The organism is Tessaracoccus luoxuelianae (assembly GCF_055326245.1).
Genome location: NZ_JBUZNO010000001.1, coordinates 75503 through 90475 on the forward strand (window position 1 = coordinate 75503; position 14973 = coordinate 90475).

Sequence of the window (14973 nt, forward strand, 5' to 3'; positions counted from 1 at the left end):
CCGGCCGTGCCCGACGCGCCGTCGCCACCCCGCCGGAGGACGAGGGGGCCAGACTCGCATGGATGTCGCTGGCTGCGCTGGGCGTCGCGATGACAGTGCTGATCGGTGGCCTCTATCTCATTCTCGGCCCCCGGAGCACCGGCACCACGTCCCCGGCACCCTCCCCGTCGTCGAGCAGGGTCGAAGCGTCGACCTCGTCCACGGAGTCCTCCGACGGCGGATCCAGCCCGTCGACGGAGCCGTCACCCTCCCTGGACGAGTCGTCCCCGGGCCCCTCTCCCCCCGCTGAACTGGACCTGGGCGATGTGCGCCTCACCGTCCCGGATGGATGGGAGGTGTACGCCGACGAGGTGGTGCAGGATGATCGCAGGCTGGTGCGCCTGCGCGAGCCGGCCACAGACGTCCGCGTGCAGGCTGTCACCCTGACCACCGTCGGGGAGGATCTCACCCAGGCCTGCCGCGATCTCGTGACCGACCAGCAGCAGGCGTTCACCGGTGTCGCCGAGTCGGTGGTCGTCGATGTGCCCCTCACCGGAGGTGCCAGCGGTGTCTCGTGCGCCTTCACGGGAACCCGCACCAGCGACACGGTTGCGGCGAAGGTGGAGTTCACGATCATCCGGCGCGACGCGGACGCTCAATCACTGGTCTTCCGCGACACCGTGCCCGACAGTGTCGCCGAGGGCTCACCCGTCCTGGCTCAGCTCGCAGACATGGAGTGCGCGGCCACGGAGACCTTCGGCGTGGTCGTCGGCACCTGTTAGTGAAGCACCGATTTCAGAGGTCTACTCCTGACCGGGGCGTCGGCTCAGCTTGTCGAACACCGGCCGGAGGCTCATCCACCACTGCTCGCTGGGCCGTTGCAGGTCCCAGTCCATCGCATCGGTCACCTGCCGGAGCGGCGCCATCAGCCCAGGAGTGGGGCTGTGCGCCGCCACATAGGTGGAGGTGCCCTCCCTCAGCTGCTGATCCAGGTTCACCAGGGCCTGGTAGGCGAGACGGGTGGCGTTGATGCGATCGAACGGCGAGGGGTTGCCCCCCTGCTGGATGTGGCCGATCACCGCCTTGCGGACGGAATACATACCGTGGCCTTCGGCCTCGAACACCTTGGCCAGGACATCCGAGGTGTAGTGCTCACTCGTCTCCTCCCCCATCACAGCAAGGTAGAAGCTGCGCCCCGTCTCGAATGCGTCGACCAACGCTTCCACGTCTGTCGACAGCTCTTCCAGGGAAATCCCGGTCTCGGGGAGGTAGGCCTTCTCCGCGCCGCCGGCGATGCCACCGAGCAGAGGGAGAAAGCCGCACGTGCGGCCCATGGTCTCAACGACGAAGGCCCGCTTGCTCGCCGAGGCGGACATGCGCACCATGTCGATCGAGTTCACCACGGTGTTGAGCGCAGTGTCGGCGCCGACGGCCATCGGCCACCCGGGCAGGTTGTTGTCGATGCTGGCGGGCAGGATGGCGACCGGGATGTTGAAGGCGGGGTAGCGACGACGCTCACGCTCCATCAGGTCCACCGTCGCGTAGGCATGGAACCCGCCCATCACCAGGAGCGCGTCGATCCGATGCTCCTCCAGTGATCGCGCCATCTGGTAGAGCTCGTGCTCCTGGGCCACGTAGCGCCGCGTCCCGAAGGAGGCCCCACCTGTGTGCGCCATGCCCTCGACGTCCGACCAGTTCACCTCGCGGAGGTCTCCGCCGACGAGGCCCGGCACGCCGCCTTGGACGGCGAACATCTCATGGCCGAGATCGAGGCCGGACCTGACCGCGACGCGCGCGAGCTGGTTCATGCCGGGCGCGAGGGCGCCGGCGTGCATGATGGCGATGCGCTTCGGCTCCGACGACGGCGCGACGCTGGGCCTGGCCTCAGAGAGCATCCGGTAGATGTCGATCATCGTGGTGAAGCCGTGGCCCCGGGCCGTCACCGCCGATTCGTACTGACCCTCGGCGATGAAGTTGCTGATCCGGTGGGTGGCTTCAACGGCGCCGAGAAGTGGCGTGCCGTCGACGCTGTCCCGGCGGACGCCCACGAGCACGGGTTCGCTCTCATCATCGGCCTCGAGCACTCGCCGGACCGCCTCGACGCCGCACGCCGTCGCCATCCAGCGGTCGTAGGCGGAGGGAGTACCCCCGCGCTGCACGTGACCGAGGATCGTGATCCTGGCCTCCTCGCCGGCACGCTCGCGCAGCACCGCCTGGATCCGGTCCGCCGTGATCGGGGCGCCTTCGCGATCCGCCGCCCCCTCCGCGACCACCAGGATGGAATCGCGACGTCCGGCGGCGCGTCCGCGGGCCAGCACCTCCACCATTCTGTCCTCCCACCCCGGTCTGGGCGGAGACTCCGGTAGGAACGTGTAGTCGGCCCCGCCCGCGATCGCGCTCATCAGGGCGAGGTAGCCGCAGTGCCGACCCATGACCTCGACGATGAAGGTGCGGCGGTGCGACTCCGCGGTGGAGCTGATCGCGTCGATCGCCTCGGTGATGCGGTGCAGCGCGGAGTCCGTACCGATGGTCATGTCCGTGCCGACCATGTCGTTGTCGATGGATCCCACGAGGCCCGCGATGTGAAGTCTGGGATGCGCCTCAGCCTGTTCCGGGCTGATCCGGCCCGCCTCGGCGAGTTCGGCCATGTAGGTCGGCCAGGCGACGCACAGGTTGCGCGCCCCGGTCAGCGACCCATCTCCGCCGATGACGATGAGCCTGTCGATTCCCCGCTCGACGAGGTTCTGCGCGGCCGTCAGCTGGCCTTCACGGGTCCTGAACTCCATGGATCGCGCGGTGCCGATCACCGTGCCACCCTTGTTAAGGATCCCGGAGACATCGCTCCACCCCAGTTGCGCGATCTGCGCACCACCCTCAATGGCTCCCTGCCATCCTTCGCGGATGGCGAACACCTCGGCGCCCTCGTGGATGCCGGTCCTCACGATGGCGCGCACCGCGGCGTTCATGCCCTGCGCGTCACCGCCGGACGTCATGACGCCGATGCGCGCGGTCATCTGCGTGAGCCCTTGGGTCGGACGACCTTCGTCGCCTGCCAGTCGGCCGCCACGTTGGCCGTCTTCGTCAGAGACAGGCCCGCAATCGTGACTGCCTCCGCCACCGAGCTGGGGCCGATGAATCCCGGCCTCCCGACCTTCGGGGTGAGCAGCCAGATGTATCCCGAGTCGGTCAGGTCCGTGAGCGCGTCCACAAGTCCGTCGACGACGTCGCCGTCCTCGTCACGCCACCAGAGCAGCACGACGTCCACGGCCTCGAGGGGCTCATCGATCATCTCCCCGTCGATGATGTCCATCACGCCGTCGCGAAGTGTCGCGTCGACGTCCTCGTCCCATCCCAACTCCTGCACCACCAAGCCTGGCTCCAGCCCCAGGAGCTCCGCTCCGGTCACTCCTTCGTTGGTCGATGCGAGGCCCTTGACTTCTGCGTTGTCCACAGGGCAAGCCTGCCAGAAGACCAGGGTTCTCGCATCACACCCCCTCGATAGCTGAGATCAGGCGTCTCCACCAGCGTTGCCTGAGGACCCGGCGGTGACGTCGTCCAGCCTGTACTTGGCCGCGGCCTCGGTGGCCCACTCCGTCGGGACCTCGCCTGCAACGGCGAGACGCTGGAGGACGGCCACTGCGATCGACGGTCCGTCGATGTTGAAGTAGCGCCGCGCCGCCGCCCGAGTGTCCGAGAATCCGAAGCCATCAGCGCCGAGCGTCATGTAGTCGCGAGGGACCCATTGCCGGATCTGATCAGGGACGGCGCGCATGTAATCGGAGACGGCCACCACCGGACCGGCGGTCCCACCGAGCTTCTGCTCCACCCAGGTGGGGCCGTGCTCGCCGAAGGGATCGGAGAACCTCTCCTCGTCCAGCTGCAGACCCTCGCGACGCAGCTCTCCCCAGGAGGTGACACTCCACACGTCCGCGACGATGCCGTAGTCAGCCTTGAGAAGGTCCTGAGCCTCGAGCGCCCATGGCAGAGCCACCCCCGAGGCGAGGATCTGCGCGCGGCGCGCATCCTCTCCCAACCCGTCGAAGCTACCGGTCCGGTACAGGTACATCCCGCGCAGAATGCCCTCAACCTCGACGCCCTCCGGCTCGGCCGGCTGGACGATGGGCTCGTTGTACACGGTCATGTAGTAGATGATGTTCTCCGGATCATCCCCGTACATCCTCCGCAGACCGTCCTTGACGATGTGCGCGATCTCGTAGCCGTAGGCCGGGTCATAGGAGACCACCGCAGTGTTGGTGGACGCCAGGATGGGCGAATGTCCGTCCATGTGCTGGGTGCCCTCGCCAGTGAGCGTTGTCCGCCCCGCCGTCGCGCCGATCAGGAAGCCGCGGGCCAGCTGATCAGCCGCCGCCCAGATCGCGTCGCCGGTGCGCTGGAACCCGAACATCGAATAGAACACGTAGATGGGCACCATCGGCTCACCATGGGTGGAGTACGCCGAACCGGCAGCCGTGAACGCACCGAGCGAACCCGCCTCGTTGATGCCCGTGTGCAGGATCTGTCCGGTCTTGGACTCGCGGTAGCTGAGGAACAGCTCATTGTCCACGGGAGTGTAGTTCTGGCCGTGCGGGTTGTAGATCTTGATGGTGGGGAAGAAGGCGTCCATGCCGAAGGTGCGTGCCTCGTCGGGGATGATCGGGACCACCCGTGGAGCGAACTCCTTGTCCCGCATGAGGTCTTTGAGCAGTCTCACGAAGGCCATGGTGGTGGCCACCTGCTGGTTGCCGGAGCCCTTGCGCGACGAGACGTACGCCTTCTCCGCCGGCAGCGAGATGAACTTCTTGTCCCCACGGCGGTCCGGCAGATAGCCGCCGAGCTCACGGCGGCGGTCCTGCAGGTACTTGATCCGGGGATCCTCCTGCCCGGGATGGATGTAGGGCGGGCGGTAGGGGTCCGCCTCGAGCTGCTCGTCGGTGACCGGCACGTCCACACGGTCGCGGAAGGCCTTGAGGTCATCGAGGGCCAGCTTCTTCATCTGGTGCGTCGCGTTGCGACCCGCGAAGTGCTTGCCCAGGAAGTAGCCCTTGATGGTGTGCGCCAGGATCACGGTGGGTGCGCCGGTGAACTCAGCAGCCGACTTGTAGGCCGAGTACACCTTCGTGAAGTCGTGACCGCCGCGGGTGAGGCGCCAGATCTCCTCGTCCGACCAGTCCTTGACCATGGCCGCGGTGCGCGGATCCCGGCCGAAGAAGTGCTTGCGCACATATGCGCCGTCATTGGCCTTGAAGGTCTGGAAGTCGCCGTCGGTGGTGGCGTTCATCAGGTTGACGAGCGCGCCCTCCGAGTCGTTGGACAGCAGCGGGTCCCAGCCCCTGCCCCACACGACCTTGATCACGTTCCAGCCGGCCCCGCGGAAGAACGCCTCCAGCTCCTGCATGATCTTGCCGTTGCCACGCACCGGTCCGTCCAGGCGCTGCAGGTTGCAGTTGACGACGAAGGTGAGATTGTCCAGCTCGTCGTTGGCGGCCAACTGAAGAACACCGCGCGACTCGACCTCGTCCATCTCGCCGTCACCGAGGAACGCCCACACCCTCTGCTGGGAGGTGTCCTTGATGCCGCGGTTATGGAGGTACCTGTTGAACTGGGCCTGATAGACGGCGTTGAGCGGGCCGAGCCCCATCGACACCGTGGGGAACTCCCAGAAGCTGTCGAACTGACGCGGGTGCGGATAACTGGGCAACGCCCTGAGCTCACCGTCGACGTAGTGTGAGCGTTCCTGGCGGAAGCCGTCCATGTCGTTCTCGTCCAGGCGGCCCTCGAGGAATGCGCGGGCATACATGCCGGGAGACGCGTGGCCCTGGAAGAAGATCTGGTCTCCGCCGCCCGGATGGTCCTTGCCTCGGAAGAAGTGGTTGAAGCCCACTTCGTAGAGTGTCGCGGACGAGGCGTAAGACGCGATGTGACCGCCAACGCCCACCCCGGGGCGTTGGGCCCTGTGCACCATCACGGCAGCGTTCCAACGCAGGAGCCGACGGATGCCTCGTTCCAGCGTCTCGTCCCCAGGAAAGGCCGGTTCGCTCACGGCCGGGATGGTGTTGACGTAATCGGTGCCCGTCAGTGACGGCACTCCAATGTGACGCTCACGCGCCCGCTCAAGCAACTTGAGCATCACGTAGCGGGCGCGGTTCCGGCCTCCGGCGTCGATCACCCCGTCCAGGGACTCGAGCCACTCCGCAGTCTCTGCGGGGTCGATGTCTGGCAGATTGGTGGGTAGACCGTTGAGGATCGGCCCGGCCTCGTTCTGGCTCACGAATGTTCCTCTCGATGAAAGAGTCGACGGCATGCGCTGATGGGCCCAATGCCGGATGCCCAACCCTAGCGCGACAATTGCACGCATTTCTCGGCTCCGGCCATCCCGGCTCGCAATCTGTTGATGCTGCCATTGCCGGGGTTTGTCCGCGCCGTAAGCCTCGCGTGCGGGAGAATCGTGGACAGTCACACGCAACGTAGAACGCGAGTCAGGGGGTGAGTGATGGGGCCACTGGTGGGTCGCGTCGAGGAGCAGCGTCAGATCGCCGCCCTGGTGGCCGCTGTCCGCGAGGGCCGCACGCAGGTTCTCTTCCTCACGGGCCCGCCGGGGATCGGCAAGTCCCGCCTCGCGGGCACCATCGCCTCTGAAATGCCCACCTACACCCATCTCCTACTCGAGGCCGAACGCGATGTGCCTTTCGGTGCGATCGACCGGCTGATCGACGAGCAACTCCCTGAGACCGCCCCCGAGCTCATTGATCTGCGCAACCGCGCAGGGGTCCCCACCTTCGCCATCGGTGTGGTGAACCTCATCGAGCGGCTCGACGGTCCCTTCGCGATGATCATCGACGACCTGCATCACCTCGACGAGCCGTCCCAGGAGGCGTTCTGGCACGTGATCAGGAGGCTGGACACGGTGCCGGCGCTCTTCGTCGCCACCAGCAGGACCACGACGGGGTGGTTCGCGGAGCGCATGATCCAACACGTCACCGTCGGAAAGAGGGGGCGCCATCTCGAGCTTGGGCCGCTCAACGAGGACGGGGTGCAGGCCTTCTTCCGCAGCATCCTCTTCGCGCCCCTCAACCCGCGCCAGCTCCGCATCGTTATGGAGGCCACGGGGGGAAACCCCGGGCTGGTGGACGAACTGACGGCTCGCCTCCGCCGCGGAGGCGCCACCCTTGCCTCTGCCATCGCCGAGCTGGGAGACAGAGACAGCGCCGAGGTTGTGATGAGGATTTCCCGGTGGCTGCGAGAGGACCCGAGCCCGCACGACGTTGCCGCGGTGCTCGCCCTGGCCCTCGGCGGTCCGCTCCCCCCAGCCCAGCTGGACCGGGTCATGCGCGATCTTGGCCATGGACGCGCAGATCTCCAGGCCCTACGTGCTGCCCGCGTGCTGGCCGGCGATGATCAACGACCCAAGGTGCCCGCCGCCGTCGCGTCGTACGCGGCGCCAGCCACCATCCTGGCCACCCATCGGGCTCTCGCGGATGCGCTGCCCGGCGTCGAAGGACTCCGTCACCGCGTGTTGGCCCTCGACGGTGCACGCGATGACGCCCTGCTCACCGAGTTGCTGGCCAGCGCTCGCGCAGCAGCCCAGGTCCGTGACCTCGAACTCGCTTCGCAGCTCATGATGTGGGCCTGCAGTCTCGATGACGCCCAGCTCCCGTTGGCGTGCCTCTACGCGCTGCGCGCACGCCGTGCGGGGGTCATCAACCAACTCGAACCCCGGATCAGGGCAATGCTCCCAGGAGTGGCGCGCTCGGTTCTCCAGTGCGCAGTAGACGCCACCGCTGTGGGCGTGCGGAGGCTACCCCTGGCCGATGGACTCCCCCTCGCAGACCTGGACGACACCCTGCTGCTGCTGCTCGCCCACTCGTTCGAGCTCCTGGGCCGCAGCCGCGCCTCCATCGGCGCGCGCGACATGCCCGCGGCAATGGCTTCCGTGCGCGACGAACTGGGGCGCCGGATCGAGGCGGGTCGTGGTCGGAGGGGGCTGTCGGACGCCGACCCATCGGAGGCGGCCGACCTCCACGGGCTGCTGACGATGTGGCTGTCGTTCGCCGCGAAATGGGCCACACCCGTTGGGACGGAGCAGGTGCCGGGTCTGCAGGCTCCCTCGCTGACCGACCTGGCAGCGGACTCGGCAGCCCACACGGCTGCCCTGTCGGTGGCCGCCTCCCTGGATCTCAGCGCGATGCGCAACCTGGCTGCTCAGAACCAGCTTGATCGACTGCTCCGGATGGCGACGGCACCTCCCGGCTACGAACTGTGGCCCTCCTTGGTACGGCATCGGCTGGGCTTTCTCAGTGGCGAGTGGGATGCCGCTCAGTCCTCCATCGAGCCGGGACTGACGATTGCCCTCGAAGACCTCCGAGACGTGGGCGCTCTCCATGCGCAGGCGATTGCCGCGCTGATCCCTGTCTGTCGCGGCGAAGAGCAAGGATCACGGATGCTCGCTCATGTGGCCGAAGTGGCTGGCCCCCGCGGCTTCAACTCCGCCATGGGCGCGGTGATGGTCGTGCGTGCATTCGCCGCCACAGCCGAGGGCGACCCTTGGACCGTGGCCGAGACCCTCGGCCAGCTCTGGAGCAGTCCACTCACCGGTCAGTTCCCGGGGGCGGCCACCTCAGTCCTGCGGGTCCGTTCCCACGTTGCGATCGACGATCTCGCAGCGGCGAAGATGGCGAGGGACCAGGTGTCTGCGCTCGACGTCGCCCCGGGTGCATTGGCGTATCTCCATCACCACATGGACGCGTTGCTCGCCGTAGGGTCGCGAGACCATGCCTCTGCGTCGGCGTCGTTCGCTCTGGCCCATGCGGCGTTGCAGCGGCGACGGGAGGAAGATACGCCTCGCGGGCTCCAGTTGCTGGGTGCCGTCCTGGCTGAGGACTGGGCCCAGTTCCTCGTCGGCACCGGCGAGTGGGCTGACGACGCGGGCGTATGCCTGGGTGAGCTGGGCGCCGCCACCGCTCTTCTGGTGCAGGCGGGTGCGCGGTCGTGGGCTGAGCGACTGGAGGCGCTCCAGATGCGTCTCTCCTCACTGAGCCCCCCTCCCCGCGCCGCCCCGGTGACCGCATCCGAGACCTCTGCCCTCCTCGCCAGACTCACAGCGAGGGAGCGCGAGATCACCGGCCTGGTTCTGAGCGGCCGGACCAACAAGGAGATCGCACAGGAGCTGTTCGTCTCGGTCCGCACCGTCGAGTTCCACGTCCGCAACACGCTGGCCAAACTTGGGGCAGGGTCGCGTGTCGAGCTGCGTGCGCTCCTGCACTCTGCCCGGTCCTGACGCGACCAACGCACGTGGAACCCGTAGGAATGCCAGTACCGTCATCAGTCAGACCAGTACCGGACACTGGGGAATTCCGACCCTCAGCAGCCGCAGAATTGCTATCAGCAGATGGCCACGTCGTGATGGGTAGGTTGGGGGGACCAGTCACGACGGGGCCATAGCCTTGTCCCGGCCGCATCGTCAGCGGTGGCGCCGCGCATGTGCCAGCAGCCGGTCGACCGGCCACGTCGTGATAATCCGATCCGGATCGATCGCTACAGCGGCTGCCTTCGCCGCCCCGTAGGTGAGGAAGTCCAGTTGGCCCGGGGCGTGCGCATCCGAGTCGATGCTGAACAGGCACCCAGCTTCGACAGCCATCTCCAGGAGCTCCACGGGCGGGTCCTGGCGTTCCGGCCTCGAGTTGATCTCGACGGCCACTCCGAACATGGCGCAGGCCGCGAACACAAGTTCCGCGTCAAATCGTGACTGCTCGCGCCACGTCCCATCGGCGCGCAACTTCCGGCCGGTGCAGTGCCCCAGCACTGTGGTGTGCGGATTGGAGATCGCACCGATCATCCGCATCGTCATACTGGCCGGATCCGCCCGGAGGTCGGAATGAACAGAGGCCACGACGATGTCCAGCCCACCCAGCAGGTCGTCCGCCTGATCAAGCGAGCCGTCCTTGAGAACGTCGACTTCGATCCCACGCAGGAGTCGCATCGACAGCTGCCTCTGCACCCGCTCGATCTCGTCCCACTGGGCCAGCAGCCGTTCCCGGCTCAGTCCGTTGGCGACCCTCAGCCGCGGGGAATGGTCGGTGACAGCAAAGTAGGCGTGACCCAGTGACTCAGCAACCGCCGCCATCTCGGCGAGCGGGGAGCCACCGTCGGACCAGGAGGTGTGTGTGTGGAGGTCGCCCTGAAGTACTGCACGGAGAGTGTCACCTGCCGGATCCAGGGAGGCCCTCCCCTCCTCCCGGAGCCGCGCGAGGGCCTCCGGCAGATGACCGGACAGGGCGGCAGCCGCGACAGAGGCCGTCCTGGGACCGAATCCCGGCAACTCCCGCCAGCCTGCCTCCGTCACCGGGCGGTCGCGGGGGTCGATCGCCTCCGCGACGTCGGCGGCCTCACGGTAGGCGCGGATGCGGTACGTGTCCGCGAGTGCACGCTCCAGCCAGAACGCGCACTCGCGCAGCACCGCGACCGGGTCCACTGGCACCGAGATCAGCGGGGCTGATCCACCATGAACTCGTCGACTTCCTTGCGACCCGCCCGGAGCTTCGGATCGTTCTTGAGGTAATGGCTGGTCTCGCGCGCGATGAGGCCGGAGAGCAGGAGCAGGCCGATGAGGTTGGGCAGTGCCATGAGACCGTTCATCACGTCTGCGAACGCCCAGACCACGCCCAGCGGAACGGTGGCGCCGATGTAGACCACGATGGTGAAGGTGATGCGGTAGGCCATGGTGGCCCGTGCTCCGAACAGCCGCTCGACGCAGCGGTCGCCGTAGTAGGACCAGCCGATGATGGTGGAGAGGGCGAAGAGGATGACGCCGATGGCCACGATGTAGCCGCCCCACTCTCCGGGCAGCCCGTGGCTGAAGGCCATCGAGGTGAGCACCGCGGGACTGGCGTCGGCGTTCCACACACCCGTGGTGACCAGCACCAGGCCGGTGAACGACACGACCACGAGCGTGTCGATGAAGGTCTGGGTCATGGACACCAGACCCTGACGCACGGGGTGGGTGGTCTGGGCGGCGGCAGCGGCGATGGCCGCCGAACCCATGCCGGACTCGTTGGAGAAGATGCCTCGCGCCACGCCCATCTGCACGGTGAGCAGGAGGCTGCCGAACATGCCGCCAGCCACGCCTTGGCCAGTGAACGCCTGTCCGAAGATCAGCGCCAACGCCCCCGGCAGATCGACGATGTTGACGATCAGGATGTAGAGGGCGCCCAGGATGTAGAAGACGATCATGAAGGGAACGAGGGCCGCCGTCACGTTGCCGATGCTCTTGATACCACCGACGATCACCACGCCCACGAAGATCGCCATCAGGATCGCGGTGATCTGCGGGTCCACTCCGAACGCATTCTGGGCGTTGGCCGCGACAGCATTGCCCTGCGTCATGTTGCCGATGCCAAAGCTTGCGAGGACGGCGAACACTGCAAAGATGATGCTGAGGGCCACCCCCCACGTTCCCGGCAGCGCTTTCTTCAGGTAGTACTGGGGGCCGCCGGAGGCCTCGCCCTTGGCGTCGACGGTGCGGAAGCGCACCGCCAGGAAGGCCTCCGAGTACTTCGACGCCATGCCCACCAGGCCGGTGACCCACATCCAGAACAGAGCTCCTGGGCCGCCGATCGAGATGGCGGTGGCCACGCCGACGATGTTTCCGACCCCGACAGTGGCCGCGAGGGCCGTGGTGAGGGCCTGGAACTGGGAGATGTCGCCACCCTCTGCGTCAGCGTCCTTGCGCTCCCACAGCGCCAACCGCAGGGCGGACCCAAGCGTGCGGAACTGGATGCCGCGCAGCTTGATGGTCAGCCACAGGCCGGTGAGCAGGAGCAGCGGAATGAGCAGGAACGGCCCCCACACGAATCCCGCGATTGTTTCGAGCACTGTGGTCAGTTCTTCCATGGCGGTAGCCCTTCAATCTCGGCGAACGGCGTCAACCTAGCAACGATGGGGGTCGACGGTGAGACCCGGCCCGGCGTTTGTTACGCATTGTTAACGTGCGTCAGGAAAAGGCCGGAGGAGATACGTGTCGTGGATCCAGCCATGGTGGGCCTGGAGCCGCTGCCTCAGTTCGGCCAGGTCTCCGGCGATGGTGCGCAGGGGCCCGTTGGCCAGAACCTGATCTGGGGTGCCCAGGTAGGCACCCCAGAACACTTCGGTGTCCGGGAATTCCCCGATCAGTCCTCGGCAGGCCAACGCGGGGTCATTCATCACGACCACGTCGCCGAGCTCGGGCCGGTACTCCGCGAGCAACCTGGCCCCCGTGGTGATGTGCACGGAGGCGCCCGCGTTCAGGGCGATCTGATGCGCGGCGGCCAGCACCTGCAGGGCACTCACTCCAGGGATGACGGTGACTTCGAGCGCCAATCTGTCGCGGAGTGCGTCGACGACACGCAGGATCGAGTCGTAGAGACCCGGATCGCCCCAGGCGAGAAACCCCACCGCGTCGTCGGTCGGCAGGCCGGAGAGGATGTGGCTGTAGGTGGCGAGCCGTCCCGTATCCACCGCCCCCGGGTGCTCCCGCTTGGGGTCCAGCACCGTGATCACGCGGTGCGGCCTGTTCACATGCCGGCGCAGCAGCTCGCTGCGGAGCCAGACGAGCTCGGGCTGGTCTTCACTGTGATCCCCGACGAGAAAGACGTCCACCTGGTTCATGGCGTCGACGGCGTCCAGCGTCAGCTGCCCCAGCCCGCCGGGGCCGATGCCGATCACGAATACCTTGCGTCCCATGGCTGTCCAGCGTAGCCCCGGTGAAGCGACGGAGGACACCACTAGGCTGGCGGGATGGACTTTCGGCCAGGGACGGCGCCCGCGCTCATCTCGTCGGCCCGCGCTCGCGCCGGCCTCATCAAGCGGCTTCAGGCCTCCACCTCGGAGATGAACACCGCGACACTGGCCGCCCTCGTCGCCCGGCACGAGTGGTTCAGCCAGCTGGACGCCGAGTCACGCTCCTGGATCGGCATCCTGGCCCGCTCCGGCATCGACGGCTTCGTCACCTGGTTCGCGGGCGAGCCTTTCACCCCGGAGTCGATCTTCGACGCCGCCCCGCGGGCCATGGCGCGCCGGATCAGCCTCCAGCAGACCGTGGACCTCGTCCGCACCACCACCGAGGTGGTGGAGGAGCAGATCCAGCACCTTCTCCCCAGGGGTGACCGGCAGGCACTTCAACTGGGCATCGTGCACTACTCCCGCGAGATCGCGTTCGCCGCGGCCGCCATCTACGCCCGTGCCGCGGAGGCCCGCGGCGCCTGGGATTCGCGGATCGAGGCCACCATCGTCGACGCCGTGGTCCGCGCGGAGACCGACGAGTCCGTGCTGTCGCGGGCCTCGACTCTGGGCTGGAACACCGAGTCGAAGGTGGCGGTGGCCATCGGCGGAGCCCCGCAGGAGGCGTCCGTGCTCGACGGGCTGCGTCGCGCCGCGTCGAAGTTGTCGCTCGACGTGCTGGCGGCCCCGCAGGGCGATCGGCTCGTGGTTATCGCGGGCGGGGCAGGAGTCGGCGACCCCGTCGACACCTGCGAGCGGATCTCCAAGCTGCGGGACTTCTTCGCCGCTGGTCCCGTGGTCGTGGGGCCGACGGTGGACGGACTGGCGGGGGCTCCGAAGTCCGCGCGCGCTGCCGCGTCCGGTTTCAGGGCTGCGAAGGCCTGGCCGGAGGGGCCACAGACGCTGTTGTCGGTGGACCTCCTCCCCGAGCGCGCCCTCGCCGGCGACGGGCATGCGCGGCGCACCCTCGCGTCGGAGATCTTCCCGGCGCTGGCCGCCAACAAGGAGCTCCTGGAGACCTGCGTCGGGTTCCTGGACTGCGGCTCCTCGATGGAGGCCACCGCACGGGCCCTGTTCGTGCACCCCAACACGGTGCGCTATCGCCTGAAGCGGATCCAGGAGGCCACCGGCTACAACCCCACCGACGCCCGCGAGGCCTATGTGCTGCGGATGGCCATCACGTTGGGCAGGCTCAACGGCTGAGCGCGGATCGCCGGCTTGTGGGGTTCCCACAAAGGCCGGGTGGGCAAATTCGTGAGTCTCACGCCCGCAGCCGACTCTCCGCACGGGCACAGTGGTTGTCGTGCTCGTGATTGTTGCTCCTGGCCAAGGTGCCCAGACCCCCGGTTTTCTCCTTCCCTGGTTGGCGGAGCCCGCGTTCGCGGAGCGCCTTGCCCTCTACTCGACGGCGGTGGGTCTGGACCTGGCGCACTACGGCACCGAGGCGGATGCCGAGACCATCCGCGACACCGCCGTCGCGCAGCCGCTCCTGGTGGCCTCCGCCCTGGCTGTCGCGGCGGAGCTGCTCCCCTCTTTCGAGGGCGTCGGCATGGTTGCGGGGCACTCGGTGGGCGAGTTGGCCGCCGTTGCTCTCGCCGGTGTGATCTCCCCGACGGAGGCGCTCGCCCTCGTCCGCGAACGCGGCCTGGCCATGGCGGAGGCGTCCGCGGCCCGGCCCACGTCGATGACCGCCGTGATCGGCGGGGACCGCGACGAGGTCCTCGCGGCGATTGAGGCCGCGGGCCTGACCCCGGCCAACAACAACGGATCCGGGCAGATCGTCGCAGCCGGCACCGTCGAAGAGCTCGAGGTCCTGTCCGAGAACCCGCCGCGGCGGGCCCGCCTGATCCCGCTCAGCGTGGCCGGGGCGTTCCACACCGTCCACATGGCTCCCGCGGTGGACCGGCTGCGTGCCAAAGCAGAGGGAATGCGCGCCAGCGACCCCGTCACGCCGCTGCTCAGCAACGCCGACGGGGCGGCCGTCTCCAGCGGCAGTGAAGCGTTGGACCGGATCATCCGGCAGGTTGCCAACCCGGTGCGGTGGGACCTGTGCATGGACACGATGCGCGACATGGGCGTCACGGGCCTCCTCGAGCTGCCCCCGTCCGGTACTCTCACGGGCATTGCCAAGCGCAACCTCAAGGGGGTTGAGCTGTTCGCCCTCAACACCCCCGATCAGCTCGACGAGGCCCGCGAGTTCTGCCGCACCCACAGCCAGCCCACCCCCGAGTCCGAGTAGGTCAG

The 14973-nt window shown here is 67.7% G+C and carries 10 protein-coding genes; 4 read left to right on the forward strand and 6 right to left on the reverse strand.

The annotated features are described in order from the left end of the window. Positions 1–62: 62 nt before the first annotated feature. On the forward strand, positions 63–761 hold the full coding sequence (locus ACZK39_RS00345; RefSeq protein WP_459054328.1) for a hypothetical protein: 699 nt from the start codon (positions 63–65) through the stop codon (positions 759–761). 21 nt (positions 762–782) lie between these two features. Here ACZK39_RS00345 and ACZK39_RS00350 read toward each other — a convergent pair whose 3' ends face one another. The 3 genes from ACZK39_RS00350 to aceE form a co-directional block, all read right to left on the reverse strand. Further along, the gene (locus ACZK39_RS00350; RefSeq protein WP_463612212.1) at positions 783–2993 is read right to left on the reverse strand and encodes a 6-phosphofructokinase; all 2211 of its coding nucleotides are present in this window, start codon (positions 2991–2993) and stop codon (positions 783–785) included. Further along, positions 2990–3385, reverse strand: a complete 396-nt coding sequence (locus tag ACZK39_RS00355) for a DUF3052 domain-containing protein (RefSeq protein ID WP_182783108.1) — start codon at positions 3383–3385, stop codon at positions 2990–2992. Before ACZK39_RS00355 ends, ACZK39_RS00350 begins: the two co-directional genes overlap by 4 nt. A gap of 102 nt (positions 3386–3487) precedes the next feature. Then, positions 3488–6280 carry a pyruvate dehydrogenase (acetyl-transferring), homodimeric type gene (gene aceE, locus ACZK39_RS00360; protein WP_182799685.1) on the reverse strand — a complete coding sequence of 931 codons (2793 nt, stop codon included), beginning with the start codon at positions 6278–6280 and terminating at the stop codon, positions 3488–3490. A gap of 189 nt (positions 6281–6469) precedes the next feature. On the opposite strand from aceE, the gene ACZK39_RS00365 reads away from it, so the two are divergent. Beyond that, the gene (locus tag ACZK39_RS00365) at positions 6470–9253 is read left to right on the forward strand and encodes a helix-turn-helix transcriptional regulator (protein WP_463612409.1); all 2784 of its coding nucleotides are present in this window, start codon (positions 6470–6472) and stop codon (positions 9251–9253) included. Between the two features lie 183 nt (positions 9254–9436). On the opposite strand, the gene ACZK39_RS00370 is transcribed toward ACZK39_RS00365, so the two are convergent. The 3 genes from ACZK39_RS00370 to cobF all read right to left on the reverse strand — a co-directional run bounded on the left by ACZK39_RS00370 (position 9437) and on the right by cobF (position 12693). Continuing rightward, positions 9437–10453, reverse strand: a complete 1017-nt coding sequence (locus ACZK39_RS00370; RefSeq protein WP_370585738.1) for a PHP domain-containing protein — start codon at positions 10451–10453, stop codon at positions 9437–9439. A gap of 5 nt (positions 10454–10458) precedes the next feature. Then, a complete protein-coding gene (locus ACZK39_RS00375) occupies positions 10459–11865 on the reverse strand; it encodes an alanine/glycine:cation symporter family protein (protein WP_459054327.1) in 1407 nt (468 codons plus the stop codon). 90 nt (positions 11866–11955) lie between these two features. Beyond that, positions 11956–12693 carry a precorrin-6A synthase (deacetylating) gene (gene cobF / locus ACZK39_RS00380; RefSeq protein ID WP_459054326.1) on the reverse strand — a complete coding sequence of 246 codons (738 nt, stop codon included), beginning with the start codon at positions 12691–12693 and terminating at the stop codon, positions 11956–11958. Between the two features lie 147 nt (positions 12694–12840). Here cobF and ACZK39_RS00385 point away from each other — a divergent pair, with 147 nt between their 5' ends. Both ACZK39_RS00385 and ACZK39_RS00390 read left to right on the forward strand, forming a co-directional pair. Then, positions 12841–13932 (forward strand): PucR family transcriptional regulator, encoded by a 1092-nt coding sequence (locus tag ACZK39_RS00385; protein ID WP_459056566.1) that lies wholly within the window; start codon positions 12841–12843, stop codon positions 13930–13932. Between the two features lie 100 nt (positions 13933–14032). Then, positions 14033–14968, forward strand: coding sequence for an ACP S-malonyltransferase (locus ACZK39_RS00390; protein WP_459054325.1), 936 nt, complete (start codon positions 14033–14035; stop codon positions 14966–14968). Positions 14969–14973: the final 5 nt, after the last annotated feature.